25 protein-coding genes, 1 tRNA gene and 1 other RNA gene are annotated in these 26481 nt (G+C 69.2%); 12 read left to right on the top strand and 15 right to left on the bottom strand.

Annotated features, from left to right (window positions below; all coding sequences use genetic code 11):
* Positions 1–102 precede the first annotated feature (102 nt).
* The 6 genes from ET445_RS12910 to aceE all read right to left on the bottom strand — a co-directional run bounded on the left by ET445_RS12910 (position 103) and on the right by aceE (position 7764).
* Positions 103–1338, bottom strand: coding sequence for a beta-ketoacyl-[acyl-carrier-protein] synthase family protein (locus ET445_RS12910; RefSeq protein WP_129191652.1), 1236 nt, complete (start codon positions 1336–1338; stop codon positions 103–105).
* A 73-nt stretch (positions 1339–1411) separates the two neighbouring features.
* Positions 1412–1660 (bottom strand): acyl carrier protein, encoded by a 249-nt coding sequence (locus tag ET445_RS12905; protein ID WP_055818711.1) that lies wholly within the window; start codon positions 1658–1660, stop codon positions 1412–1414.
* A 71-nt stretch (positions 1661–1731) separates the two neighbouring features.
* Complete coding sequence (locus ET445_RS12900) at positions 1732–2739, bottom strand: beta-ketoacyl-ACP synthase III (protein ID WP_129191651.1); 1008 nt, start codon at positions 2737–2739, stop codon at positions 1732–1734.
* Positions 2740–2779: 40 nt separating this feature from the next.
* Positions 2780–3700, bottom strand: coding sequence for an ACP S-malonyltransferase (locus tag ET445_RS12895; protein WP_129191650.1), 921 nt, complete (start codon positions 3698–3700; stop codon positions 2780–2782).
* A gap of 99 nt (positions 3701–3799) precedes the next feature.
* Positions 3800–5023, bottom strand: a complete 1224-nt coding sequence (locus ET445_RS12890; RefSeq protein ID WP_129191649.1) for a PucR family transcriptional regulator — start codon at positions 5021–5023, stop codon at positions 3800–3802.
* 14 nt (positions 5024–5037) lie between these two features.
* Complete coding sequence (aceE, locus tag ET445_RS12885; protein WP_129191648.1) at positions 5038–7764, bottom strand: pyruvate dehydrogenase (acetyl-transferring), homodimeric type; 2727 nt, start codon at positions 7762–7764, stop codon at positions 5038–5040.
* A gap of 165 nt (positions 7765–7929) precedes the next feature.
* On the opposite strand from aceE, the gene ET445_RS12880 reads away from it, so the two are divergent.
* On the top strand, positions 7930–8391 hold the full coding sequence (locus ET445_RS12880) for a peroxiredoxin (protein WP_129191647.1): 462 nt from the start codon (positions 7930–7932) through the stop codon (positions 8389–8391).
* Between the two features lie 44 nt (positions 8392–8435).
* On the opposite strand, the gene ET445_RS18060 is transcribed toward ET445_RS12880, so the two are convergent.
* On the bottom strand, positions 8436–8621 hold the full coding sequence (locus ET445_RS18060) for a hypothetical protein (protein ID WP_243695199.1): 186 nt from the start codon (positions 8619–8621) through the stop codon (positions 8436–8438).
* A 150-nt stretch (positions 8622–8771) separates the two neighbouring features.
* On the opposite strand from ET445_RS18060, the gene ET445_RS18055 reads away from it, so the two are divergent.
* The 4 genes from ET445_RS18055 (at position 8772) to ET445_RS12860 (ending at position 10852) form a co-directional block, all read left to right on the top strand.
* The gene (locus ET445_RS18055) at positions 8772–9005 is read left to right on the top strand and encodes a hypothetical protein (RefSeq protein WP_243695198.1); all 234 of its coding nucleotides are present in this window, start codon (positions 8772–8774) and stop codon (positions 9003–9005) included.
* A gap of 185 nt (positions 9006–9190) precedes the next feature.
* A tRNA-Val gene (locus ET445_RS12870) sits at positions 9191–9263 on the top strand.
* Between the two features lie 19 nt (positions 9264–9282).
* On the top strand, positions 9283–9747 hold the full coding sequence (locus ET445_RS12865) for a Rossmann-fold NAD(P)-binding domain-containing protein (protein ID WP_129191646.1): 465 nt from the start codon (positions 9283–9285) through the stop codon (positions 9745–9747).
* A 34-nt stretch (positions 9748–9781) separates the two neighbouring features.
* Positions 9782–10852 (top strand): restriction endonuclease, encoded by a 1071-nt coding sequence (locus ET445_RS12860; RefSeq protein ID WP_129191645.1) that lies wholly within the window; start codon positions 9782–9784, stop codon positions 10850–10852.
* Positions 10853–10909: 57 nt separating this feature from the next.
* On the opposite strand, the gene ET445_RS12855 is transcribed toward ET445_RS12860, so the two are convergent.
* The gene (locus ET445_RS12855) at positions 10910–12469 is read right to left on the bottom strand and encodes an MFS transporter (RefSeq protein WP_129191644.1); all 1560 of its coding nucleotides are present in this window, start codon (positions 12467–12469) and stop codon (positions 10910–10912) included.
* 53 nt (positions 12470–12522) lie between these two features.
* On the bottom strand, positions 12523–13122 hold the full coding sequence (locus tag ET445_RS12850) for a PadR family transcriptional regulator (RefSeq protein ID WP_165314398.1): 600 nt from the start codon (positions 13120–13122) through the stop codon (positions 12523–12525).
* Between the two features lie 103 nt (positions 13123–13225).
* Between ET445_RS12850 and ET445_RS12845 the strand changes: the two genes are divergently transcribed.
* From ET445_RS12845 to rnpB, 3 genes are all read left to right on the top strand, one after another.
* Positions 13226–14044, top strand: coding sequence for a Nif3-like dinuclear metal center hexameric protein (locus tag ET445_RS12845; protein ID WP_129191642.1), 819 nt, complete (start codon positions 13226–13228; stop codon positions 14042–14044).
* A gap of 82 nt (positions 14045–14126) precedes the next feature.
* Entirely contained in the window at positions 14127–14864 is a 738-nt protein-coding gene (locus tag ET445_RS12840) for a zinc ribbon domain-containing protein (protein ID WP_129191641.1), read from the top strand.
* A gap of 28 nt (positions 14865–14892) precedes the next feature.
* Positions 14893–15270: RNase P RNA component class A (gene rnpB, locus ET445_RS12835), an RNA gene on the top strand.
* 68 nt (positions 15271–15338) lie between these two features.
* On the opposite strand, the gene ppgK is transcribed toward rnpB, so the two are convergent.
* Positions 15339–16091 (bottom strand): polyphosphate--glucose phosphotransferase, encoded by a 753-nt coding sequence (gene ppgK / locus ET445_RS12830; protein ID WP_129191640.1) that lies wholly within the window; start codon positions 16089–16091, stop codon positions 15339–15341.
* Positions 16092–16159: 68 nt separating this feature from the next.
* On the opposite strand from ppgK, the gene ET445_RS12825 reads away from it, so the two are divergent.
* Entirely contained in the window at positions 16160–16345 is a 186-nt protein-coding gene (locus ET445_RS12825) for an SPOR domain-containing protein (RefSeq protein WP_129191639.1), read from the top strand.
* 18 nt (positions 16346–16363) lie between these two features.
* On the opposite strand, the gene panB is transcribed toward ET445_RS12825, so the two are convergent.
* A complete protein-coding gene (gene panB, locus ET445_RS12820; RefSeq protein WP_129191638.1) occupies positions 16364–17209 on the bottom strand; it encodes a 3-methyl-2-oxobutanoate hydroxymethyltransferase in 846 nt (281 codons plus the stop codon).
* Positions 17210–17281: 72 nt separating this feature from the next.
* Here panB and ET445_RS12815 point away from each other — a divergent pair, with 72 nt between their 5' ends.
* Both ET445_RS12815 and ET445_RS12810 read left to right on the top strand, forming a co-directional pair.
* Positions 17282–18619, top strand: coding sequence for a glutamine synthetase family protein (locus ET445_RS12815; protein WP_129191637.1), 1338 nt, complete (start codon positions 17282–17284; stop codon positions 18617–18619).
* A 14-nt stretch (positions 18620–18633) separates the two neighbouring features.
* On the top strand, positions 18634–21678 hold the full coding sequence (locus ET445_RS12810; protein WP_129191636.1) for a bifunctional [glutamine synthetase] adenylyltransferase/[glutamine synthetase]-adenylyl-L-tyrosine phosphorylase: 3045 nt from the start codon (positions 18634–18636) through the stop codon (positions 21676–21678).
* Positions 21679–21865: 187 nt separating this feature from the next.
* Here ET445_RS12810 and glnA read toward each other — a convergent pair whose 3' ends face one another.
* The gene (gene glnA, locus ET445_RS12805; RefSeq protein ID WP_129191635.1) at positions 21866–23290 is read right to left on the bottom strand and encodes a type I glutamate--ammonia ligase; all 1425 of its coding nucleotides are present in this window, start codon (positions 23288–23290) and stop codon (positions 21866–21868) included.
* 135 nt (positions 23291–23425) lie between these two features.
* Here glnA and ET445_RS12800 point away from each other — a divergent pair, with 135 nt between their 5' ends.
* Entirely contained in the window at positions 23426–23860 is a 435-nt protein-coding gene (locus tag ET445_RS12800) for an RDD family protein (protein ID WP_129191634.1), read from the top strand.
* A gap of 85 nt (positions 23861–23945) precedes the next feature.
* On the opposite strand, the gene ET445_RS12795 is transcribed toward ET445_RS12800, so the two are convergent.
* The 3 genes from ET445_RS12795 to lipB all read right to left on the bottom strand — a co-directional run bounded on the left by ET445_RS12795 (position 23946) and on the right by lipB (position 26397).
* The gene (locus ET445_RS12795) at positions 23946–24650 is read right to left on the bottom strand and encodes a DUF4191 domain-containing protein (RefSeq protein WP_129191633.1); all 705 of its coding nucleotides are present in this window, start codon (positions 24648–24650) and stop codon (positions 23946–23948) included.
* Positions 24651–24757: 107 nt separating this feature from the next.
* Positions 24758–25747 carry a lipoyl synthase gene (gene lipA, locus ET445_RS12790; protein WP_208008412.1) on the bottom strand — a complete coding sequence of 330 codons (990 nt, stop codon included), beginning with the start codon at positions 25745–25747 and terminating at the stop codon, positions 24758–24760.
* Positions 25744–26397, bottom strand: coding sequence for a lipoyl(octanoyl) transferase LipB (lipB, locus tag ET445_RS12785; protein WP_129191632.1), 654 nt, complete (start codon positions 26395–26397; stop codon positions 25744–25746). The genes lipA and lipB overlap by 4 nt, the downstream gene beginning before the upstream one ends.
* Positions 26398–26481: the final 84 nt, after the last annotated feature.

Raw genomic sequence — 26481 nt, 5'->3', positions numbered from 1 at the left:
GGTGAGGAGAACCCGGTCGGCGCACGAGCGAAACCCCGCACCGCGATGAAGCGGCCCCGGCGATGGATCGCCGGGGCCGCTTCATGTCTGCGACGCGCTGCCTCAGGCCGAGCGGAACGCGATGACCGCGTTGTGCCCGCCGAAGCCGAACGAGTTCGAGATCGCGAGCTGGTCGCCCGCTCCGAGGTCTTGCGCGTCCCCCGAGACGCGGAACGGCACCTCGGGGTCTTGCTCGGTGATGTTGATCGTCGGCGGCGCCTTGCGGTCGCGGAGGGCGAGGATCGTGAAGATCGCCTCGAGCGCACCGGTGCCGCCGAGGAGGTGCCCGGTCGAAGCCTTCGTCGCCGACACCGGGATGTCGTCGATGCGGTCGCCGAAGACGGCCTTGAGCGCCTGGTACTCGTTCGGGTCGCCGACCGGCGTCGAGGTCGCGTGGGCGTTGATGTGCGTCACGTCGTCGGGCGAGGCGCCGGCCTGCTCGAGCGCGAGCCTCACGGCGCGGGCGGCACCGCGACCCTCGGGGTCGTTCGCCGTGATGTGGTACGAGTCGGCAGTGACGCCGCCGCCCGCGACATAGCCGTAGATCTTGGCTCCGCGCGCCTTCGCGTGCTCCTCGGTCTCGAGGATGAGGACACCCGCGCCCTCACCCATGACGAAGCCGTCGCGGTCGATGCTCGTCGGTCGCGAAGCCGTCGCCGGGTCGTCGTTGCGCTTGGAGAGCGCCTGCATCGACGCGAACGACGCGATCGTGATCGGGTGGATCGCCGATTCGGCACCACCCGCGATCACGACGTCGGCGAGTCCGTCTTGCAGATGCTTGACGGCGTTCGCGATCGATTCGGTGCTCGACGCGCATGCGCTCGCGACCGTCGTGGCGAAGGCGCGGGCGCCGAAGTGCAGAGAGAGGTTGCCGGACGCCGAGTTCGGCATGAGCATCGGCACCGTCATGGGCAGCACCCGACGCGGGCCCTTCTCACGAAGCGTGTCCCAGGCGTCGAGCAGGGTCCACACCCCGCCGATACCGGTCGCGAACTCGACGCCGAGACGTTCGGGATCGACTTCGGGGGAGCCGGCGTCGGCCCAGGCCTCCATCGCAGCCACGAGCGCGAGCTGCGCAGAGGGGTCGAGGCGCTTCGCCACCGGGCGCTCGAGCACGGTGTCGGGGCGCACGAGGGCCTCGGCCGCGAAGGTGACGGGCAGCGCGTACTCGGCCACCCAGTCGTGTTCGAGCGTGCGGGCGCCCGACGTGCCGGCGAGCAGCGCTTCCCAGCTCTCGGGTGCGGTGCCGCCGATGGGCGAGGACGCGCCGACGCCCGTGACGACGATGTTCTTGGTCATAACGAAAACACTCCGGGGGAGGGAAACGGGGATCGACCTGCGGGCGGGCGCCGGAGCGCCCGCCCGTGGACGACTAGTCCTGGGCCTTGACGATGAAGCTGACGGCGTCGCCGACGGTCTTGAGGTTCTTGACCTCTTCGTCGGGGATCTTCACGTCGAACTTCTCCTCGGCGTTGACGACGATCGTCATCATCGAGATCGAGTCGATGTCGAGGTCGTCGGTGAACGACTTGTCCAGCTCGACGGTGTCGGTCGCGATGCCGGTCTCGTCGTTGATGAGCTCGGCCAGGCCGGCGAGGACTTCTTCGGTGGACAGCGCCATGGTTTTTCTCCTTGCGAGGGGGTGTGTCTCGTTTGACCGAGACACAGTCTAGGTGGACGGGTGGATGCGGCTCAGGGAAGAACCACGACCTGGGCGCCGAACACGAGGCCGGCACCGAATCCGATCTGCAGGGCGAGGCCGCCCGAGAGCTCGGGGTGTTCCTCGAGCAGTCTGTGGGTCGCGAGCGGAATCGAAGCGGCCGACGTGTTGCCGGTCGTCTCGATGTCGCGCGCGATCGCCACCGTCTCGGGAAGCTTCAACTGCTTGGCGAACTCGTCGATGATGCGCATGTTCGCCTGGTGGGGGATGAAGGCGGCGAGGTCGCCCGGGCCGACGCCCGCGGCATCCAACGCCTCTTTCGCGACCTTCGCCATCTCCCAGACCGCCCAGCGGAAGACCGTCTGGCCCTCCTGACGGAGTGTCGGCCACTCCGAGGCGCCATCGCGGAACTCGGTGAGCGTGTGGTTCATGCCCACCGCGTCGGCCTTCGACCCGTCGGAGCCCCACACCGCTCGCGAGATGCCGGGGGTGTCGCTCGGGCCGATGACCGCGGCGCCGGCGCCGTCGCCGAGGAGGAACGAGATGCTGCGGTCGGTCGGGTCGACGACGTCGGAGAGCTTCTCGGCGCCGATGACGAGCGCGTAGCGCGCGACACCCGTACGGATGAGCGCGTCGGCCTGGGTGACCGCGTAGGCGTACCCGGCGCAGGCCGCGTTCATGTCGTAAGCGGCCGCGGGGTTCGCTCCCACCCGGTCGGCGACGACCGCCGCGATCGACGGCGTCTGCTGGACGTTCGAGATGGTCGCGACGATGACGAGGTCGATGAGCTCGGGAGAAACGCCCGAGCGCTCGATCGCCTCGCGGCCGGCCTCCGTCGCGAGGTCGACGGCCTGCACGTCGGCGCCCGCGCGCATGCGCGTCACGATGCCCGTGCGCTGGCGGATCCACTCGTCGGACGAGTCGATCGGGCCGACGAGGTCGTCGTTGGGAACGGCGTGCTCGCCGCGTGCGGCGCCCATCGCGTAGATGCGCGTGAACGCGGGGCCGTGGGATTGCTGAAGCGTGGGGGTGGTGGTCATGCTCGGCTTTCTTCTCTCGGGTCGGCGGGGCGCGTACGGATCACGCCGCGTCGTCGAGCAGGGCGTGCGCCGCTGCGAGGTCGTCGGGGGTCTTCACGGCCACCGTCGGCACGCCCTTGAGTCCGCGCTTGGCGAGCCCCACGAGGGCGCCTGCGGGCGCGAGTTCGATGATGCCGGTGACGCCCGCGGCGCCGAACGCCTCCATGTCGAGGTCCCAGCGGACGGGCGACGACACCTGCCCCACGAGGAGGTCGAGGAACGCCGCGCCGCTCGAGACGAGCGAACCGTCGCGGTTGGTCCACAGCGGGAGCGTCGGGTCGGCGGGGGAGAGTTCGGCCGCGACGGCCGCGAGGCGGTCGACCGCGGACGCCATGTAGCGCGTGTGGAAGGCGCCTGCGACCTGCAGTGGGATGACTCGCGCACCCGCCGGAGGTTCGGCCTTCAGTTGCTCGAGCGCATCGAGGGCGCCCGCGACGACGATCTGGCCGCCGCCGTTGAAGTTCGCGGGCTCGAGCCCGAGTCCGGCGAGCTTCGCGAGAAGCTCGGCCTCGTCTCCGCCGAGCACGGCGCTCATGCCCGTCGCGACCTCGGCTGCGGCATCCGCCATCGCGCGACCTCGCGCCGCGACGAACCGCATCGCGTCGGTATCGCTCAAGACGCCCGTCGCGGCGGCCGCCGTGATCTCGCCGACCGAGTGACCGGCGACCCCGCCGACGCGCGAGCGGCGGTCGCCTGCGAGCACGGCGTCGAGCGTCAGGATGCCGGCGGCCACGATGAGCGGCTGGGCGATCGAGGTGTCACGGATCGTGTCGGCGTCGCTCTCGGTGCCGTGCAGTGCGAGGTCGACCTCGGCGGCGTCGGAGAGCGCGGCGAGGCGCTCGGCGAATGCGGGCTCGGCGAGCCAAGGAGCGAGGAAGCCGGGGGTTTGCGAGCCCTGACCCGGGCAGACGACGACGATCACCTCCCCAGTTTGCCAATCACGGCGCGCTCGGGGGTGTGCCCACGCGACAAGCTCTACGCAGAAGGCTTGTGCGTGGGGTACAGAATGCCCGCCCGAGCGTCAGCCGCGCGGCCGACGGCGCGGCGAGACCTCGTGGTCGCTCATCGAGCCGACGATGAGCGCGCACTGCAGGATAAGCGCTTCGCGCGCCCCCGTGGCATCCCAGCCGATGACGTCGGAGACGCGCTTCAACCGGTACCGCACGGTGTTGGGGTGCACGAAGAGCTCGCGCGCCGTCGCCTCGAGCGAGCGACCGTTGTCGAGGTAGCTCCACAGAGTCGTCAGCAGTTCGGTCGAGTGCGCCTGGAGCGGCCGGTAAATGCGGTGCACGAGCGTCGCCTTCGCGAGCGGGTCGCCCGCGAGGGCGCGCTCGGGCAGCAGGTCGTCGGCGTGCACCGGCCGCGGCGCGTTCCGCCACGAGCGAGCGACGGCGAAGCCGGCGAGCGCCGCACGGGCGCTCTTCGAGGCGTCGACGAGATTCGGCACCTCGTGCCCGAGGACGAGATGCCCGGTGCCGAAGTACTGCTCGAGCTCGGTCGCGATCTCGATGAAGGTCAGCGCGGGGGCAGTGCCGATCGTCTCCTCGCCCTCGGCGCCGTCGCGCCCGCGCGGCTCGGAGCGGCCGATGACGACGACGAGCCGGTTGCCCTGCACACCGACGAGCACGTCGGCGTGCATGTGCCGGGCGGCGCGGCGCACCTGGTCGACGTCGAACTGCTTCGGCGCCGTGCCGACGAGCACCGCGACCTCGCCGTGACCGTGCCATCCGAGCGCCGCGATGCGACTCGGGAGCTCGTCGTCGTACTCGCCCGAGAGGATCGAGTCGACGACGAGCGCCTCGAGACGCGCATCCCACAGCCCGCGGGCCTCGGCGGCGCGGGCGTACACGTCGGCCGCGGCGAACGCGATCTCGCGCGAGTACAGCAGGATCGCCTCGCGGAGGTCTTCGCCGCCGTCTTTGATGCGTTCCTCGACGACCTCGACCGTCACCCGGATGAGCTGCAGCGTCTGCTGCAGGCTCACCGAGCGGAGGAGCTCACGCGGCGCCGCGCCGAACACGTCGGCCGCGATCCACGGCGTCGACCGCGGGTCGTCGAACCACGCGATGAACGACGTGATTCCGGCCTGGGCGACGAGCCCCACAGCGGAACGACGGCTCGGCGGCATGTCGCCGTACCACGGGAGCGTGTCTTCCAGCCGCTTGAGCGTCTGGGTCGCCAGCTCACCCGCGATGGTGCGCAACCACGCGAGCGTTTCCGCTTTCGTCCGGGGCTTCGTCGCCAACTCGTGTTCGCCCGTCAGCTCTCGCCGCCGGCCGAACCGGTCGTTCCCGCGTTCACGTCGTACAGGCGGTACTTCTCGATCGCCTGGGCGGCCAGCGACGGGTCGACCTCGCCGCGCTCCGCGAGGAGCTGGAGCGTGCGGACGACGACCGACGGCCCGTCGATCTTGAAGAACCGGCGCGCGGCGGGGCGGGTGTCGGAGAACCCGAACCCGTCGGCGCCGAGCGTCGCGTACTGGCCAGGCACGTAGGCGCGGATCTGCTCCTGCACGCCGCGCATGAAGTCGGACACCGCGACGAACGGGCCGGATGCTCCGGAGAGCTTCTGCGTGAGGTACGGCACCCGGCGCTCCGCGCCCGGGTTCAGGAAGTTGTGCTCGTCGGCGGCCTGGCCGTCACGGCTCAGCTCGGACCAACTCGTGACGCTCCAGACATCCGCCGAGACGCCCCAGTCTTCAGCCAAGAGCTGCTGAGCCTCGAGGATCCACGGAACCGAGACGCCCGACGCGAGCAGCTGGGCCTTGGGGCCCTGCGCCTGACCCTCGGCGATGCGGTGGATGCCTCGCACGATGCCCTCGACGTCGACGCCCTCGGGCTCGGCCGGCTGCACGATCGGCTCGTTGTACACCGTGAGGTAGTACATGACGTTGGGGTCGGGGTGCTGACCGCCGTACATGCGGTCGAGGCCCGAGCGCACGATGTGCCCGATCTCGTAGCCGTACGCGGGGTCGTACGAGACGACCGCGGGGTTCGTCGCCGCGAGGAGCAGCGAGTGGCCGTCGGCGTGCTGGAGTCCTTCGCCCGTGAGGGTCGTGCGGCCGGCCGTCGCGCCGATCATGAAGCCGCGCGCCATCTGATCGCCTGCCGCCCAGATCGCGTCGCCCGTGCGCTGGAACCCGAACATCGAATAGAAGACGTAGATCGGGATGAGCGGCTCGCCCTGCGTCGAGTACGACGTACCGACCGCGGTGAACGCGGCGAGCGCGCCGGCCTCGTTGATGCCGACGTGGACGATCTGGCCCTGCGGGCTCTCTTTGTAGGCGAGGAGGAGCTCGCGGTCGACCGATGTGTAGTGCTGGCCGTTCGGGTTGTAGATCTTCGCGTTCGGGAAGAACGCGTCCATGCCGAACGTGCGGGCCTCGTCGGGGATGATCGGGACGATCCGGTTGCCGAACTCCTTGGACCGCATGAGGTCCTTCAGGAGACGGACGAACGCCATCGTCGTCGCGATCTCTTGCGTGCCCGAGCCCTTCTTCGCGATCGCGTACGCCGAGTCGTCGGGCAGCGAGATCTCGGTGTGGGTGCGGCGGCGCTCGGGCGTGTAGCCGCCGAGCGCGCGGCGGCGCTCCTGCAGGTACTGGATCGCCTCGTCGCCCTCGCCCGGGTGGAAGTACGGCGGGAGGTAGGGGTTCTCTTCGAGCTGGGCGTCGCTGATGGGGATGCGCATCGTGTCGCGGAACGTCTTGAGGTTCCCGAGCGTCATCTTCTTCATCTGGTGGGTCGCGTTGCGACCCTCGAAGGCGGGACCGAGGCCGTAGCCCTTGATGGTCTTCGCGAGGATGACCGTCGGTTGGCCCTTGTGCTCGGTGGCAGCCTTGAAGGCGGCGTAGACCTTGCGGTAGTCGTGGCCGCCGCGCTTCAAGCCCCACACCTCGTCGTCGGTGAGGTGCTCGACGAGGGCGAGCGCGCGCGGGTCGCGGCCGAAGAAGTTCTCGCGGACGTACGCGCCCGACTCGGCCTTGTAGGTCTGGTAGTCGCCGTCGGGGGTGACGTTCATGAGGTTGCGGAGGGCGCCGTCGTGGTCGCGCTCGATGAGGTCGTCCCACTCGCGGCCCCAGATGACCTTGATGACGTTCCAGCCGGCGCCGCGGAAGAAGCTCTCGAGCTCCTGGATGATCTTGCCGTTGCCGCGCACGGGGCCGTCGAGTCGCTGCAGATTGCAGTTGACGACGAACGTGAGGTTGTCGAGGCCTTCGTTGGCTGCGACCTGGAGCTGGCCGCGGCTCTCGACCTCGTCCATCTCGCCGTCGCCGAGGAACGCCCACACGTGCTGGTCGGAGGCATCCTTGATGCCGCGGTTGGTGAGGTACTTGTTGAGCTGCGCCTGGTAGATCGCGTTGATGGGCCCGAGGCCCATCGACACGGTCGGAAACTGCCAGAAGTCGGGCATGAGTCGCGGGTGCGGGTACGACGAGAGGCCGTAGGGCGCGTGCGACTTCTCTTGGCGGAAGCCGTCGAGCTGGTCGGCGCTCAGTCGGCCCTCGAGGAACGCGCGGGCGTACATGCCGGGGGAGGCGTGGCCCTGGTAGAAGACCTGGTCGCCGCCGCCGGGGTGGTCCTGGCCGCGGAAGAAGTGGTTGAAGCCGACCTCGTAGAGCGCGGCGCTCGACGCGTAGGTCGAGATGTGGCCGCCGACGGCGATGTCGGGGCGCTGCGCGCGGTGGACGAGCACGGCGGCGTTCCAGCGGATCCAGGCCCGGTAGCGGCGCTCGATCTCTTCGTCGCCGGGGAACTCGGGCTCGTTCTCGGGAGCGATCGTGTTCAGGTAGTCGGTGGTGGGCACCATCGGCACGCCGAGGTGGAGTTCTTTCGAGCGCTTGAGCAGGCTGAGCATGATCTCACGGCCGCGCTGGTGGCCCTTCGCCTCGACGACCGCATCGAGGGACTCGGCCCACTCGCCGGTCTCCTCGGGGTCCGAGTCCAGAGCCTCGACCGAATACGGATCCTGGTCGTTGACAGTCACACTCGACCTCTCTCTTCAGCAGGGGATGCCTGCGTTGCAATCGTGCGCACGCGTGATGACCGGGTCGCGGTCATGGTGGGCACCAAGTCATCCTAGTGACTCTCGGACAGTGGAGGGTCACAGCTACGCTGGGGGCGAATCGTCTCGACGTAGAGGAATCCCACAATGATCCTGCAGCCCGGAGCCGTTGCGCCCGACTTCGCCCTCGTCGACCAGTTCGGCGCTCTTCGCAAGCTCTCCGAACTGCACGCCGAACGCCCGGTCGCCCTCGTGTTCTTCCCGCTCGCCTTCTCGGGCATCTGCCACGGCGAACTCTGCGAACTGCGCGACAACATCGCGATCTTCGACGACGCATCGGTGCAGCTCGTCGGCATCTCGGTCGACTCCAAGCACACCCTGCGCGCGTGGGCGGCCGAGCAGCACTACGACTTCCCGCTCCTCAGCGACTTCTGGCCGCACGGCGCCGTGGCGCAGTCGTTCGGCGCGTTCCGGGAAGACGCCGGGGCGGCCGCTCGCGCGACGTTCCTCATCGGCACCGACGGGCTCGTGAAGGCGAGCTTCGCGAGCGCACCGGGCGAGCCGCGCCCGCTCTCGGCGTACCGCGAAGCGCTCGCGGCGGTCGCGTAGGCGGTCGGTGCGAGACATCCGGATGCCTCGGTGCCGGCCACTCCTCAATCGAGGATGTTGACCGACCGCGCGATGACGAGCGCGAGGATCAGGAAGCTCCCGAACGCCTGCAGCGCCATGAGGAGCTTGAACCGCGGCGAGAGCGGCATTGCGTCGGTCGCGCTGAAGGCCATCGAGTTCGAGAGCGTCGAATAGAAGTAGTCGACGAAGCGCGGCGTCCAGTCGCGCACGGCGGACGACCTCGCCGCCACCTCTGCGACGGCGTCGTCGTCCTCGTCCTGCGGGAAGCGGAAGTCGGCGGGGGCAAGTCGGCACGGGCCGAGGTCGTACGGATGACCGGTCCGCCGCGATCGAGCTCCCAGAAGAGGGTCGTGAAGCCGATGACGTTGACCACCCACACCTGCAGTGCGCCGAGCAGCAACCCCGGAGCATCCCGCCCGCCGCTCACGAGCGCGAAGATCAGCAGCAGCAGCGTGACCTGGTTGGTGATCACGAGTCCGAGCGCGAACGCGACCGAGATCGCGCGACTCCATCGGGTCTGCCGGGTCAGCCGGTGCGGGTTCACGGCGACGAGCGGCACCATGAGCGCGACGCCGAACGCGACGACGAGGTAGCGCTGCGGCCCCAGGATCTGCCCCGGCAGGAGTGCGTAGAGCGCGAGCGCGAAGAGCAGCATGATGACGGCAGGCCAGCGATGCTCGGGCAGGGCGGTGCGGCTCGGATGCTGCTGCAGCGGCTGCGCCATGGCGGTGAGTCTAGGGAGGCTCGGCTAGCATTGGCGTGCGCCGCTCCGGCGCGGGGGCCTTTAGCTCAGTTGGTAGAGCGCCACGCTTACACCGTGGATGTCGTCGGTTCGAGCCCGGCAGGGCCCACTTCGACTAGCCTAGGATCGTGTTCGAGGAACCGGCTCCGGAGTTGGATCAGCGTGCAGCCTCCGCGATACGCACGCCGAATCGATGGGAGACTCTCGAGCAGGCTTTTCGTGCCCACGGGTTTCCAACGGAGAATCTGCGGCTTGTGCAGCGGATTGTCGATCACCTCGGCGTGAGCCACTACGAGGACATCGCCACGCTGAGCTACATCAAGGGGATTCGCAACGGCGGCGGCAAGACGCTGCACATACACTTCGGCTACACCGGTGGACTCTCCTCCGAGGCGGAGATCCTCGATTCGGTCGGCGATGTCGATCGCGGCTCCTGGTTCGACGGGCGGGAGTGGTGGGTGTCCCACCCGGTGAACAAGCTTCGCGATGGGAACGGGATGGCAAGCCGATCGGGGGCCCGCGCGGTTCGGTTCTGCCCGACGTGCTCCATGCAGCTACCTGCGTCCGGCATCTGCGACGCGTGCGCGACTTGAGCGCTGAGTCGGGGCCGCCTGACAAGATGAGGGCATGAGTGCGACGACGGAGCCGAGAGCCTGGCTGGTGCGCGGTTCGAAGAACTGGGCATACGACTTGTGGATGCTCGAGAACGGGTACACCGGGGTCGACTTCTCTGAGATCGGCAGCCTCAGCTCGGCGGCCGACCTTCCATCGATGCGCCTCCTCCTCGCGGCCGCGATGCCGGGCAAGCCAGAGAAAGCGATCGGGAACTACGCGGCGCAGCTCAACGCCTTCGCGAATCGGATGGCAGCCGGAGACATCGTGGTGCTCCCGCTCAGGCAGCAAGGTCGCCTCGCATTCGGCATAGTGACCGGGGGATACGAGTACCTCGCTGGCCCGGGCGTTCTCAATCACGTCCGGAGTGTCGATTGGAAACGCCCCGACGTCGCCCGCACGGCGATCAACCAAGACCTCTTGTACTCGCTTGGCGCGTTCAGCACGGTCGTCCAGATCAGCCGGAACGACGCTGCGTATCGCCTCGGCAAGATCCTCGGCGGCGCGGACGCCGATCCGGGCGCCCGACCGGGGGTGCCGCTGACGGTTCCGAAAGCCGGTGACGATGTCGTCGACACCGACGAGGCGATCGCCAGCGACGGGCAGGATATCGAGCAGTTCTCACGTGATCGCATCCTCGGCCGTCTCCGAGAGCGGTTCGACGGGTACGAATTCCAGGGGCTCGTCGCGGCGCTTCTCGAGGCGGAGGGAATGACGTGCAAGGTCCCGCCCAAGGGCAAGGACGGCGGCATCGACATCATCGCTGGATCGGGTGTCCTCGGCATCTCTGCCCCGACGATCATCGTGCAGGTCAAGGCACAGGCAGGTGCGATCGGGTCGCAGGTTCTCGATCAGCTTGGCGGCGTCGTCAGTCTGCACAACGCGGACCACGGGCTGCTTGTGAGCTTGAGCGAATTGACGAAGGACGCGAGAGACAAAGTCGCGGCGCAGCAGCTCAAGGTCGCGGTCTGGGACGCCGAAGAGGTCCTTCGACGGCTCCTCAAGCACTACGAAGTGCTCCCCGACGACATTAAGGCGAAGATCCCGCTTAAGCGGGTCTGGCTCATAGACGAGGGTGAGGCCTGATCCGTCGACGAGCCTTTCCAGCACACCTCGGCAGCGGTGCGCCCCGTGACGCTCAGCTCAATCGGGCGCGCCGTGCAGCGACACGCGCTTCGGCAGGGTCCACACGAGTGCGAACGAGATGACCGCGAACGCGACGCTGAGCGCGAGCGCGGTCGTCGCGGCCGGCACGAAGTGGTCGGCGAGCACGGATGCCGCGGCCGCATCGGGCGACGAGAAGTCGCCGCTCTGCATCGCGGCCTGGATGTCGTCTCCGACCGAGCCGAGGTCGGCGACCGCGAACAGCACGCTCGAGACGACGGCGATGCCGATCGCCGAGCCGATGCGCTGCACCGTGCCGATGACTCCGCTCGCGGCGCCTGCGTCCTTGCCGTCGACCGTCGCGACGATGAAGCGCGCGTTCGGGGCGATGAAGAATCCGTTGCCGATGCCCGCAACGAGGAGCGGTGCGAGCAGGAGCCAGTTGTTGAGGTCGGCCGCGGGCACGAGTTCGAGGACGAGCCACACGGCGGCGAGCCCGACGGCGACGAGGGCGGTGCCGAGGAGCAGCACACCGCGGCCGAGTCGCTGGGCGAGCCGGTCGCTCGTCGCGGCGCCGACGATGTTGCCGATCGCGAAGGGGATCGTCACGAGGCCCGACTCGAGCGCCGTGTGCCCGAGTCCGGCCTGCCAGAGGAGCGCGATGACGAAGAAGATGCTCGTGAACGCCGCGAAGTAGACGAGGGCGAGCACGGTGCCGCCCGTGAACTGCGGGTGGGCGAAGAGGCGCGGCGGCACGAGCGGCACGACGCCGCGGCGCGCGAGCGCCGACTCCCAGAACCAGAAGGCGACGAGGAGCACGACGCCGCCCGCGAGGGAGAGGAACGTCCAGAGCGGCCAGCCTTCGTCTTGGCCCTGGATGAGCGGAACGAGGAGTGCCGTGAGGCCCGCGGCGAGGAGGAGCAGGCCGACGAGGTCGGTCGCCGCCTTCTGGCCGGCCTTGACGGCCGGGATCACGGTCGCGGCGAGGACGAGGGCGACGACGCCGATCGGGATGTTGACGGCGAAGATCCACCGCCAGCCGGTCTCGTCGCCGAGCGCCTCGATCAGCAGGCCGCCGACGATGGGCCCGAGCGCCGTCGAGACGCCGATGACGGCGCCCATGACGCCGAATGCGGCGCCGCGCTTCTGCGGGGCGAAGAGGAGTTGGCCGAATGCAGTGACGGCCGGGAAGAAGATGCCGCCGCCGAGGCCCTGCACGACGCGCGCGATGATGAGTTCGACGGGGCCCTGCGCGAGTCCGCACCAGAGGCTCGCGGCCGTGAAGATCGCAAGTCCGGTGAAGAACACCCACTTATGCCCGAAGCGGTCGCCCAGGCGGCCGGCCGGGATGAGAGCGAGGCCGAAGGCGAGCGCGTAGCCCGAGATGATCCACGCGAGGGTCGCCTCGTCGGCGTCGATCGCGTCGCGGATGGTCGGGAGCGCGACGTTCACGATCGTCGTGTCGAGCAGCGACATGAAGGCGCCGATGAGCAGGACGGCGAATGCGGCCCAGGCTCGGCGAGGGGTCACGCCCGGGGGAGCGGTCCAGGTGGGGTAGGGCGTTCGGGCAGGCGGTTCGGCGGTCGTGGAATCGCTCATGAGAGTCCTCAGGGGTTGGTGCGGAATGTGGGGAGATGGGTCAGGATGTCGCGTCAGGATGCCTCGGGCGGCGTGTCGCCCTTCGACCCCTTGCGGCGGCGGCGCTCGCGTTCGTCTTCGACGATGAGCGGCACGCTCGCGATGAGATCGTCGTGCCAGGCGATCTCGGCCTCGAGCCGGTGGAGCCGGTGCTCGAGGGCCAGTCGCTCGGAGCGCCAGAGGTACTGATCGATGTGCTCGATCTTCGCGCGGCCGGCTTCGAGCTGCTCGCGGTACCCGTCGCGGCGAGCGACGAGCGCAGGGCCGAGCCCGTCGAGGTCGTCGGGGTCGAGTCGCGTGAATGCGAGGTCGAAGGGGTCGGGCGTCTTGTCGAGCGTCGCGAAGGCGCGTGCCCGGATGTCTCGGAGCGCGGCGATGCCCCCGTCGGTGATGCCGTAGACCTGGCGGGCCGGGTAGTTCCCCTCCCGCTCGGTGCGCTCGATGGCGACGAGTCCGTCTGCGTGCATGCGCTTGAGCGCGCCGTAGAGGGCGCCGACGGAGATGTCGGTCCACTCGTGGACGTGCTCCTGCTCGGCGAGGTTCTTCAGGGCGTGCCCGTGCATCGGCCCGCGCTCGATGAGCGAGCTCAGGATGTACAGACGGATGCTCGACACACGACTACTCTCGCACGAGTAGTCAGGGTGACGCAATCCCGTCGTACGCCGCCCGGCACGGCGTCGCCCTTCGAGGACGCCGCCCCGCCGGTAGGCTGAGCGGGTGACCGTCCCGCTCTCCGAAGTGCTCGCGACCGTCGACCGGCTCTGGCCGCTCGCGGGCGCGGAGCCGTGGGACGCTCCCGGGCTCGTGACGGGCGACCCCGGGGCATCCATCGGGCGTGTGCTCTTCGTCGTCGACGCAGTCGCCGCGACCGTCGACGAGGCGATCGAGTCGGGCGCCGACCTCGTCATCGCCCACCATCCGCTGCTCCTTCGCGGCGTCACGAGCATCGCCGAAGACCGCTACAAGGGATCGCTCCTCGCGCGGCTCATCCGCGCCGATTGCGCGCTCGTCGCGGCGCACACGAACGCCGACGTCGTCGAGTCGGGAACGTCGGCGGTCCTCGCCGACGCCCTCGGGCTGACGGATGTCTCGCCGATCGTGCCGGGCGTCGATCCGGCGCGTGGGCTCGGGCGAGTGGGCAGGCTTCCCGAGCCGACGACCCTCGGGCGACTCGCCCGCCGTCTCGCCGAGATCCTGCCGGCGACCGCGACGGGCGTCCGCGCCTCGGGCGGGTTCGACGCTCCCGTCGAGACCGTCGCCGTGTGCGGGGGAGCGGGCGACTCGCTCCTCTCCGACCCCGCCGTGCGCGCCGCCGACGTCTACATCACGGCCGACCTCCGCCATCACCCCGCCTCCGAAGCCCGCGAGCAGGCGCTTCTCGGCGGCGGCCCCGCGCTCCTCGACGTCTCCCACTGGGCGAGTGAGTGGCTGTGGCTCGACCGCGCCGCCGCAGAGCTGCGTGCGGCGCATCCCGAGCTCGACGTCCTCGTGAGCGAACTGCGCACCGACCCGTGGGACTTCCAGGTCGTGCAATGACCGCGACTGCGACCGACACCCGACCGAACCACTTCTGCGATCGACGCGATCGGCAGACCGCCCCGACCCGAAGGAGGCCCGCATGAAGGCCGCTCCCGCCGCCCAGCAAGAACTGCTCCGCCTGCAGGCGCTCGACACGCGACTCGCACAGCTCGCCCACCGCCTGAACGCCCTTCCGCAGACGGCCCCGCTCGCAGAACTCGCGACCCGCGACGACGCCGTCCGGCGCTCGCGCGCCGAGGCCGTCGGGGTACTCGAAGACGCGAAGACCGAGCTCGGCCGCATCGAGAGCGACGTCAGGATCGTCGAGGCGCGCATCGCGCGCGACGGCGAGCGCCTCACCCAGACCTCGTCGCTGAAAGACGTGCAGGCGCTCGAGGGCGAGCTCGTCTCGCTCAAGCGCCGGCTCTCCGACCTCGAAGACCAAGAGCTCGTCGTCATGGAGAAGGTCGAGGGCGCCGAGGGCGCCGTCGCCGCGATCGACGACGAACGGGCCGCGATCGCCGTCGCACAGCAGAGCCTCGAGGCCGAGCGTGACGAAGCCTCCGCAGGCATCGCCACCGAACGCGAGCAGACCGACCGTGACCGCGCGGTCGTCGCCGCGACGATCCCCGCCGACCTCCTCGCGTTCTACGAGCAGCGCCGTGTTCGCGGCGGCGGGGTCGGCGCGGCCCTCCTCCGTCAGCGCACGTGCGGCGGTTGCACGATCACGCTCACGGGCTCCGACCTCGAGGCGGTGCGCCGTGCGGCGCCCGACGACGTCGTGCAGTGCCCCGAGTGCGACCGCATCCTCGTCCGCACCGACGAATCGGGCATCTGAGGCCCGCCCTGTAGGCTGGAAGGGCGAGCGGGTCGGCAAGACGGTCGCGTCGCGGTGCTTCGGCGCCGCGCCGAGGAACGTCCGGGCTCCGCAGGGCAGGACGGTGGGTAACGCCCACCCGGGGTGACCCGCGAGACAGTGCCACAGAGAACAGACCGCCTCCCGCGCGAGCGGGCGGTAAGGGTGAAACGGTGGGGTAAGAGCCCACCAGCGGCCGCGGCGACGCGGTCGGCTCGGTAAACCTCGTCCGGAGCAAGACCAGACAGGGAACGATGGGGCTGCCCGTCCCGTTCCCGGGTAGGTCGCTGGAGGGCTGCGGCAACGCAGCTCCGAGAGAGATGGCCGTCCAGCCGGTGTCGCGCAAGCGCCCGGTCAACAGAACCCGGCGTATCAGCCGACCCGCTCGCTTCTCCTGGTCACGCGATGCACGTCGCCCTCGGCGACGGTCAGGACGGTCAGAACGGCCCGGATGTCTCAGCCGACCGCGAGCGACGCGGCGCCGATGATGCCCGAATTGTTGCGGTGCGTGGCCGGCACGATCGGCGTCTTCAGGTCGAGGAGCGGCAAGAACTCCTCGTGGTGCTTCGAGACGCCGCCGCCGACGACGAACAGGTCGGGCGTGAAGAGGAACTCGACGTGCGAGTAGAACCGCTGAAGACGCTTGGTCCACTGCTTCCAGTCGAGGTCTTCACGCTCCATCGCCGAGTACGCGGCGGCCCGCTCGGCCTTCTCGCCGTCGATCTCGAGGTGGCCGAGCTCGGTGTTCGGCACGAGGACTCCGTCGTAGAGGAACGCGCTGCCGATGCCCGTGCCGAGCGTCGTGAGGATGACGAGCCCTTCGGCGCCGACGGCGGCGCCGTAGCGCGACTCGGCGTACCCCGCGGCATCCGCGTCGTTGATGAAGTGGATCTCACGACCGAAACGCTCCTCGAAGAGCCTCTCGGCCGGCAGGCCGATCCACTTCTCGGAGATGTTCGCCGCAGACAGCGTGTACCCGCGCTTCACGATCGCCGGGAAGCACAGCCCGACGGGGACACCCTCTTCGCCTGCCTCGTCGAAGCCCGCGAGCAGTTCGGCGGTTGCATCGAGGATGTCATCGGGCTTGCCGCCCTGCGGGGTCTTGATCTTGCGCCGCTCCGAGAGGAGCGTTCCGGTTGCGAGGTCGACCACCGCCCCCTTGATGCCGGTGCCGCCGATGTCGATGCCGATCGCGTGGGTGGTCGCCATGGGAGAACCTTATCGCGAGCGATGCACGAGTTCCCCATCGACGGAGGCGTGCGGCGTAGGATCGCGGCATGACCGATGATGTCGAGCACCTCTACTGGTACAACATCAGAACGGGCGAGGTCGAACAGGGCTTCGTGTCGCCGTCGATCGATCGCGTGGGTCCGTTCGAGACGCGCGACGAGGCATCCCGAGCGCTCGAGATCCTGCGCGCGAACAGCGCGAAGTGGGCCGAAGAGGATGCCGCGGACGACTGATCTCCGCGGCACCTCGCGCTACTCGTAGGAGTGCTCGGGGCCCGGGTAGACGCCGTTCGCGACGTCGTCGCGCCACGCGTGCGCGGCGTCGTTCAGAATGCCCGAGAGGTTCGCGTACTGCTTGACGAACTTCGGGATGCGGCCCGGCGTGAGCCCCGCCCAGTCGGTCCAGACGAGCAGCTGGCCGTCGGTGTGGGGACCGGCGCCGACGCTGATCGTCGGGATCGAGAGCTGCTCGGTGACCTGGCGCGCCGCCTCGGACGGCACCATCTCGAGGACGACCGCGAACGCACCGGCATCTTGCACGGCCTGCGCGTCCGCGAGGAGTTGTGTGATGCCGTCGCCGCGGCCCTGGATGACATGCCCGCCGAGGCCGTGTTCGCTCTGCGGGGTGTAGCCGATGTGCGCCATGACGGGGATGCCCGCCTGAACGATGCGGTGGATCTGCTTGCGGCTGCGCTCCCCGCCCTCGAGTTTGACCGCGTGGGCGCCGGTCTCCTTCATGAAGCGCACGGCCGTGTGGAGGGCGTCTTCGGGGCCGTTCTCGTACGAGCCGAACGGCATGTCGGCGACGACGAACGCGCGCTTCACGGCGCCTGCGACGGCGCGCGTGAGCGGGATCAGGTCGTCGACCTTCACCGGCAGGGTCGTCTCGTAGCCGAACACGTTGTTGCCGGCCGAGTCGCCGACGAGAAGGAAGTCGATGCCGGCTTCGTCGAAGATGCGGGCCGTGAGCTGGTCGTAGCTCGTGAGCCCCGTGATCTTGATGCCGTCGCGCTTCGCGTTCTGGAAGTGCCGGGTGCGGACGCGCTTCGGACCGTCGGTCGCGGCAGCGGCGCCGCCGTACGGGTTCTGCTCTGACATGCCGCCAGTCTTCCACAGACGCCTGACGGCCCGGCCGTGCCGGTACGCTGTGAGATGCGAGAGAGGGTGTGGATGGATAAGCAGCGCGACTTCGTTCTCCGGACCATCGAAGAACGAGGGGTCAAGTTCGTCAGGTTGTGGTTCACCGACGTCGTCGGGACCTTGAAGTCCGTGGCCATCGCCCCCGCTGAGGTCGAGGGCGCGTTCAACGAAGGGATCGGGTTCGACGGCTCGGCCATCGAAGGGTTGAGCCGAACGTACGAGTCCGATCTGCTCGCGTTCCCCGACCCCACGACGTTCCAGACCCTTCCGTGGCGCGGCGACGTCGACCCCACGGCGCGCATGTTCTGCGACATCACGACGCCCGACGGCGAGCCGGCGGTCTCCGACCCCCGGAATGTGCTGAAGCGCACGCTCGCGCGCGCCGCCGACCGCGGGTTCACGTTCTACACGCACCCCGAGATCGAGTTCTACCTGCTCAAGTCGTCGAAGTACGGCCCTGAGGGCCCGGTCCCCGTCGACTCGGCCGGGTATTTCGACAACGTCCCGGGCGGCACCGCGCACGATTTCCGGCGCCGTTCCGTGCGCATGCTCGAAGACCTCGGCATCTCGGTCGAGTTCAGCCACCACGAGGCGGGCCCCGGCCAGAACGAGATCGACCTCCGCTACGCCGACGCGCTCACGACGGCCGACAACATCATGACCTTCCGCACGGTCATCAAAGAAGTCGCGATCGAGCAGGGCGTCTACGCGACGTTCATGCCGAAGCCGTTCTCCGAGTTCCCCGGCAGCGGCATGCACACCCACCTCTCGCTCTTCGAGGGCGACGCGAACGCGTTCTTCGAGGCCGGCGCGCAGTACCAGTTGTCGAAGATCGGCCGCCAGTTCATCGCGGGCCTGCTGCGCCATTCCTCCGAGATCTCGGCCGTCACGAACCAGTTCGTGAACTCGTACAAGCGCATCTGGGGCGGCGGCGAAGCGCCGAGCTTCGTGTGCTGGGGTCACAACAACCGTTCGGCGCTCGTGCGCGTCCCCCTCTACAAGCCCAACAAGGGGCAGAGCGCCCGTGTCGAATATCGGGCGATCGACTCGGCCGCGAACCCGTATCTCGCGTTCTCGCTACTGCTCGCGGCCGGCCTCAAGGGCATCGAAGAGGGCTACGAGCTCCCGCCCGAGGCCGAAGACAACGTCTGGACGCTGAGCGACACCGAGCGCCGCGCGCTCGGCTACGACCCGCTGCCCTCGAGCCTCGAGCACGCGATCGAGTACATGGAAGACTCCGAACTCGTCGCCGAGACGCTCGGCGAAGAGGTCTTCAGCTTCGTCCTCGCGAACAAGCGCGCCGAGTGGAAGGACTACCGCTCGCAGGTGACGCCCTTCGAGCTGCAGCGCAACCTCGAGATCCTCTAGGGGTCGACGACCGGATGTCTCGTCAGGGCGGTCTTCTCAGTGCGCTCGCGCGCGCGGGGTTCGACGACCTGAGCGCCGCCGCGGCGCAGTTCGACGAACTCGAACGGCGCACGGGCGTCGACGCGGATCGGCTCCTCGACGCGTTCTCGCACGCGGCCGACCCCGACGCGGCCGTGCGGGGCGCCCTGCGCCTCCTCGATCGCGCCGAGGCATCCGTCGTCTCGATCCTCGAACGCGACGAGCCTGCGGCGCGCTTCGCGCGCGTGCTCGGAGCATCGCAGGGCCTCACCGACTTCTTCGAACGGAATCCGGCCGAGCTCCCCGTGTTCCTCGCCGAGCCCGAGCCGCCGCTCGACGCGCGCAGCGCGCGGGTCTTGCTCGGGCAGGCGCTCGACGGGGGAGTGAACCGCGCCGACCACGAGGCATCCGCCCGCGCGGTGCGCGTCAGGTACCGCCGTCTGCTGACCGGGCTCGCGCTGTGGGATCTCACGCGGCCGAGCGCCGTCGAGGCGCTCGACACCGTCGCGGCGGGCCTCGCCGACCTCGCGGGCGCGACTCTCGATGCCGCTCTCGAGGCCGCGCGACGCGCCGTCTCGCGCGGCGAAGGCGAACCCGCGGCGCCCGGTCGGTACGTGGCGACCGAGGTCGCCGCGACGCGGCTCGCGATCATCGGAATGGGCAAAGCGGGCGCGCGGGAACTCAACTACGTGAGCGACGTCGACGTCATCTACGTCGCCGAGTCGGCCGACGAGGAGGTCGTCTCGACGGCACGCGCGCTCGAGATCGCGACACGCCTCGCGATGCTCACCCAGCGCATCATCGGCGAGGCCGGCATCGAGCCGCCGCTGTGGGAGGTGGATCCGAACCTGCGACCCGAGGGCAAGGACGGCGCGCTCGTGCGCACTCTCGAGTCGCACCTGCAGTACTACGACCGGTGGGCGAAGGGGTGGGAGTTCCAGGCGCTCCTGAAGGCCCGGCCGCTCGCCGGCGACGCCGAGCTCGGTGCGCGATACCTCGCGGGCGTCACGCCGAAGGTGTGGACGAGTTCATCGCGCGAGGGGTTCGTCGAGTCCGTGCAGCGCATGCGCGAACGGGTGACCGAGTACATCCCCGCCGACGAGGTCGACGTGCAGTTGAAGCTCGGGCCGGGCGGCCTTCGAGACATCGAGTTCACGGTGCAGCTCCTGCAGCTCGTGCACGGGGCATCCGACCCTGCGATCCGCCAGCGCGACACGCTCAGCGCGCTCGCGGCACTCGCCGAGCACGGCTACGTCGGCCGCGAGGAGGCGGGGGAATTCTCCCTCGACTACCGGATGCTGCGGGTGCTCGAGCACCGGTTGCAGCTCGCGCGGCTCCGCCGCACCCACCTCATGCCGACCGGTCCCGCGGCGCTGCGCATCCTCGCGCGCGCGTCGGGCTTCGCGAGGAGCGCTGACGAGCTCACGGCGACGTGGCAGGCGACGCGGCAGCGGGTGCGCGGCCTCCACGAACGGCTGTTCTACCGGCCGCTGCTCTCCGCCGTTGCGGCGCTCCCGACCGAAGGCCTGGAGCTTACGAGCGAGCAGGCCGAGGCGCGCCTCGCGGCGATCGGTTTCCGCGACCCGCGCGGCGCGCTCGCCCACATCGGCGCGCTCACCGCTGGCGTGTCGCGACGCGCGACGATCCAACGCCACCTCATGCCCGTGCTGATCTCGTGGTTCGCCGAGGGTGCCGACCCCGACTACGGCATGCTCGCCTTCCGGCGCTTGAGCGACGAACTCGGAACGACGCACTGGTACCTGCGGCTGCTGCGCGACTCGTCCGACGCCGCCATGCGGCTCACTCGTGTGCTGTCGGGGTCGCGGTTCGCGGGCGAACTGCTCGAGCGCATCCCCGAAGCGGTCGCCTGGCTCGAAGACGTCGACGAGTTGCGTCCGCGCACCCTCCAGTCGCTCCGTGACGAGACGCGCGCGGTGCTCGCGCGTCACACGACGGCGGATGCCTCGGGCAGGGTCTTGCGCGCGATGCGACGACGCGAGGTGCTGCGACTCGCCCTCGCGGGCATCCTCGACGTCTGCACCATCCAAGAACTCGGACATGGCCTGAGCGACGTCGCGGAGAACCACATCGCAGGGCTCGTCGAAGCGATCCGGACCAACGGCGCCGAACCAGCCGCCGACGGCGGGGCAGCCGCCGTTTCCGACGGCATCGAGTTCGCCGTCATCGGCATGGGGCGCTTCGGCGGGCGCGAACTCGGCATCGGCTCGGACGCCGACATCATCTACGTGTACCGCCCAGACGGCGCCGAGCCCGACGCAGCGCACACGAGGGCGCTCAAGATCGTCGCCGAGCTCAAACGCCTGAGCGAAGACGCACGCCTCCCGTTCGACCTCGACGCCGATCTGCGGCCCGAGGGGCGGAACGGCGTCATCGCCCGCTCGCTCGACGCCTACCGCGCCTACTACGCCCGGTGGTCGCTCACGTGGGAGGCGCAAGCGCTCCTACGGGCGCGCGGCGTCGCGGGCGATGATGCGCTCATCCGCGACTTCACCGAGCTCGCCGACACCGTGCGCTACCCCGAGGAGATCTCCGACCGGGACGTGCGCGAGGTCAAACGCATCAAGGCCCGCGTCGAGAACGAGCGGTTGCCGCAGGGAGCCGACCCCGCGCGGCACCTGAAGCTCGGTCGCGGTTCGCTGAGCGACGTCGAGTGGTTCATCCAACTCGTGCAGTTGCAGCACGCGGCAGAGGTGCCCGCGCTCCGCACGACCTCAACGCTCGACGCGCTTGCGAACGCCGTCGATGCCGGCCTCGTGCCCGCCTCCGATGCCGAGACGCTCCGCGCCGCCTGGATCATCGCCTCGCGGGCGCGGTCTGCGCTCACGCTCTGGCTCGACAAGACAACCGACGTCCTGCCGGTCGACCGCACGCAGCTCGAGGGCGTGGCGCGCATCATGGGATACCCGCCCGGCTCGGCGAGCCGTCTCGAGCACGATTACCTGCAGGCGACGCGCCGTGCCCGTGCGGTTTTCGAGCGGGCGTTCTACGGCGTCGAGCCGCGGCGCGAGCCGAGCGCGTAGCGGGCGTTGCACGCACCCAGGGTCTGCGATCCGTCGCGGATCGCCCTTCTGCACGCGAAGGAAGGGCCATCCGCGACGGATCGAAGGACGGTGGGACGGCGAACCCGATGCGAAAAGGCCCGCTCGCCGAAGCGAACGGGCCTTTCCAGGGGACGGCAGGGGGTGCCGGTCGGTGCAAACTGTGCGATCAGACGCCGTAGTAGAGCTCGAACTCGAACGGGTGCGGACGCTGCGCGAGCGGCTTGAGCTCCTTCTCGCGCTTGTAGTCGATCCAGGTCTCGATGAGCTCCTTGGTGAAGACGCCGCCCTCGAGGAGGAAGTCGTGGTCGGCCTCGAGAGCGTTGAGCACGGCGTCGAGCGAGCCCGGAACCTGCGGGATCGTCTTGGCCTCTTCGGCGGGGAGCTCGTAGAGGTCCTTGTCGACGGGCTCGTGCGGTTCGATGCGGTTCTTGATGCCGTCGAGACCCGCCATGAGCTGCGCCGCGAACGCGAGGTAGGGGTTGCCCGAGGCGTCGGGCGCGCGGAACTCGATGCGCTTGGCCTTGGGGTTCGTGCCCGTGATCGGGATGCGGATGGCCGCCGAACGGTTGCCCGCCGAGTACACGAGGTTGACGGGAGCCTCGAAGCCCGGAACGAGACGGTGGTACGAGTTCACCGTCGGGTTCGTGAAGGCGAGGATCGAGGGGGCGTGCTTGAGGATGCCGCCGATGTACCAGCGCGCGATGTCCGAGAGCCCGCCGTAGCCGGCCTCGTCGTAGAACAGGGGCTTGCCCTCGTTCCAGAGCGACTGGTGGGTGTGCATGCCCGAGCCGTTGTCGCCGAAAAGCGGCTTCGGCATGAACGTCGCCGTCTTGCCCCACTGCTCGGCCGTGTTCTTGACGATGTACTTGAACTTCAGGATGTCGTCGGCGGCGTGCACCATCGTGTCGAAGCGGTAGTTGATCTCGGCCTGGCCGCCCGTGCCGACCTCGTGGTGGGCGCGCTCGAGGATGAGGCCCGCGTCGATGAGCTTGAGCGAGATGTCGTCGCGGAGGTCGGCCTGCTTGTCGACCGGCGAGACGGGGAAGTAGCCGCCCTTGTAGGGGGTCTTGTTGCCGAGGTTGCCGCCCTCTTCGACGCGGCCCGAGTTCCAGGCGCCCTCGTCGGAGTCGACCGAGTAGAAGCTGCCGTTCTGCTTCACCTCGTAGCGGACGTCGTCGAAGATGTAGAACTCGGCCTCAGGGGCGAAGTACGCGGTGTCGGCGATGCCGGTCGAGGCCAGGTACTTCTCGGCCTTCTTGGCGACCTGGCGCGGGTCCTTCGAGTAGATCTCGCCGTTGCGCGGGTTGTAGATGTCGAAGACCATGATGAGCGTGCGCTCGACGCGGAACGGGTCGACGTACGCGGTGGTCACGTCGGGGATGAGCTGCATGTCGGACTCGTGGATGTTCGCGAAGCCGCGGATCGACGAGCCGTCGAAGAGCTGGCCGACGGTGAAGAACTCCTCGTCCACCGTCGACGCGGGGATGTTGAAGTGCTGCTGCACACCCGGGAGGTCGGTGAAGCGGATGTCGAGGAATTTGACGTCCGTTTCCTTGATGAACTTGAGGACTTCAGAGGAATCACTGAACATGGTGGCGACGCTCCAAGGGGGTGGGAATCGGCGGACTTTGCACGACCGGGACTGACGCTACTGCCGAGCGGTTTCCCCACCGTGACGCAATTGTTTCGACCGTGTTACACAGGTGGTCATCGGTAGGATCGACGGGTGCCCGACGCGAAACCGACCACCTTCGGAGACCTCGAACCCAGCCGTTGGCCGGGGGAGCGGCTCGGCCTTCCCGAGTCCGGGAGCCGCTCGGTCGCCCGTGTCGGGCGACGCATCGGCGCGCTCGCGATCGACTGGGCGGCCGCACTGCTCATCGCGATGCTCTTCGCTCCGTACAGCACGCTCGAGCACTCGTGGGCGACGCTCGGTGTCTTCGCCGTCATGCAGATCGTCTTCATCCCCACGATCGGCGGCAGCGTCGGCCACCGGATCTGCGGCATGCACCTCGTGCCGATCAGCGGGGGATGGATCGGTCTCTGGCGACCCCTCGTGCGTACGCTTCTCCTCGTGATCGTCGTCCCGGCGCTCGTGTGGGACAGCGACCAGCGGGGCTTCCACGACAAGGTCGCCGGCACGGTGCTCATCCGCGCATAGGTTCGCCGCACACGACGACGACGCGGCATCCGCCCGATGACCGGGTGACCGGATGCCGCGTCGCGACGTCGTGGGAAGGTGCGCGTCAGCGCATGCGACCGCGCTGTGCGCGCGCCTTCATGGGGTCGATGCCCTTCGGAATGGGAAGCGACGACTGGAGCGAGTTGAGGCGGTTCGACACGGCCTGCACCTCGGGCTTCGTGAGGGACCGCTTCGTCTTGCGGAGCGCCGCCGAGAGACGGTGGAGTTCGACGGAGCCCTCGCCGTGGCCGACCGTGAGGAGTCGGATCGGCACGTTGGGAAGGACGCGCGAGACCTTGCGCTCCTCGTCTTTGAGCATGCGCTCGACACGCCCTGCGTCGCCTTCGCCGATGAGCACGACGCCGCCGCGGCCCACGGCGCGGTAGACGGCGTCTTGCGTCTTGCCGTTGACGGCGACGGGCATCTCATTGCCGATCCAGCTGCCGCGCAGGCCGCTGCGGAGCACCGCGCCGACCGCGCCGGGCTGACCGTCGATCTGCGAGTAGGCCGCGCGCTCCGCGCGACGGCCGAGGATGATGAGCACGAGGAGGAGGCCGGCGAGCACGCCCGCAATGATCCAGAGCGCCATCGTGAGGCCGTTGCCCTCGCTGAGCCACAGGGCGAGCACGATCGTGACGACGACGGGCGCGAGGAAGCCGAGGAGCATGAGCCACTGCGCCGAGGGGTCGTAGCGGCGGGTCATCTGGAAGACCTGCCACATCTGCTTGAAGCGGCCGGGCTCCTTCTGGGCGGACTTGTCGCGTGCCATGGTCTCAAGGATACCGGCGCGCGGATGCGTCAGACGACCGGTTCGGCCCCGAGCGAGCGGCATTCCCACCGTGTTCGCTCCAGGCCGAACCGTGTCGATCTGACAGGTCAGCCGACGGCCTGGGCGAAGCCCAGCGAGACATCCGCCAGATGTTCGAGCCCGACCGGGATCGGGCGGCCTTTCGCCTGCATCGACTGCGCCCACAGGCGCCCGGCACGATACGACGACCGAACGAGCGGACCGGCGAGTACACCGAGGAACCCGATCGCCTCAGCCTCCGCCTTGAGCTCGATGAACTCCTCGGGACGCACCCAGCGCGCGACCGGCAGGTGCCGCGGGCTCGGCCGCAGATACTGCGTGATCGTGATGATGTCGGTGCCGGCGTCGTGCAGATCTCGGAGCGCCTGCGAAACCTCATCGCGCTCCTCGCCCATGCCGAGGATGAGGTTCGACTTCGTGATGAGTCCGGCCGCACGCGCCTGCGTCAGCACGTCGAGCGAGCGCTCGTAGCGGAACGCGGGCCTGATGCGCTTGAAGATGCGCGGCACGGTCTCGACGTTGTGCGCGAAGACCTCGGGGCGGCTGCCGAACACCTCGCCGAGCAGGGCGGGCTCGCCGTTGAAGTCGGTGGCGAGCAGTTCGACGCCGGTGCCCGGGTTGACGGCGTGGATCTGCCGCACCGTCTCGGCGTTGAGCCATGCGCCGCCGTCGGGCAGGTCGTCGCGCGCGACGCAGGTGACCGTGGCGTAGCGCAACTGCATGCGCTGCACGCTCTCGGCGACCCGGCGCGGCTCGTCCGTGTCGTAGTCGGCGGGTTTGCCCGTATCGATCTGGCAGAAGTCGCAGCGGCGCGTGCACTGCGAGCCGCCGATGAGGAAGGTCGCCTCGCGGTCCTCCCAGCACTCGTAGATGTTGGGGCATCCGGCCTCTTGGCAGACCGTGTGCAGCTCCTCGGACTTCACGAGCGTCTGGAGCGACCGGTACTCGGGCCCCATCTTCGCGCGAGTCTTGATCCACTCGGGCTTGCGCTCGATGGGCGTCTGGGCGTTGCGGACTTCCAGCCGGAGCATCCGCCGGCCGTCGGGCGCCGTGCTCACGCGAGAGCCGCCTCGGTCGCTCGAATCGTCGCGAGTTCGGCGTCGAGGAGGCGTCGCAGCGGCGCTGCGACGTCGGCGGGGTGGATGTCCCGACCGAGCACCCTGCTCATGGTCGTGACGCCCGCGTCGCGGATACCGCACGCGACGATGCGATCGTAGGGTTCGAGCGAGTTCGAGCAGTTGAGGGCGAAGCCGTGCATCGTGACGCCGCCTTCGACGCGGATGCCGATCGCGGCGATCTTCTCGTCGACGCCGTCGCCGACCCACACGCCCGATCGGCCTTCCACCCGTCGGCCGACGATGTCGAACTCGGCGAGGAGGTCGATGAGCACGGCCTCGAGCCGACGGACGTAGCCGACGACATCGATCGGTTCGCCGAGACGCACGATGGGATACCCGACCAACTGTCCGGGACCGTGCCACGTGATCTTGCCGCCGCGGTCGACGTCGATGACGGGAGTGCCGTCGACGGGCCGTTCGTCGGGGGCGGTGCGTTTGCCCGCCGTGTAGACCGAATCGTGTTCGAGGAGGATGACGGTGTCGGGGCGTTCGCCCGCGACGACCGCCCGATGGACGGCGCGCTGGAGGGAGAGTCCCTCGAGATACGGCACGGAGTTGGCGCTTAGCCCCGTGTCGACGTAGTCGAGCATTGCGCCAGTCTATGTCGACGGCTCCTCCACACGGGCGACCGGATGTCACGCTTCCACCGTGCGGCTCGGTCCGCGTGCCTGCGC

The sequence above is a fragment of the Agromyces protaetiae genome, from assembly GCF_004135405.1.
In the GTDB taxonomy this organism is placed as follows: Bacteria; Actinomycetota; Actinomycetes; order Actinomycetales; family Microbacteriaceae; genus Agromyces; species Agromyces protaetiae.
The sequence above is the reverse complement of the archived record's forward strand: the minus strand, read 5'-3'. Positions and strand labels throughout refer to the sequence as shown.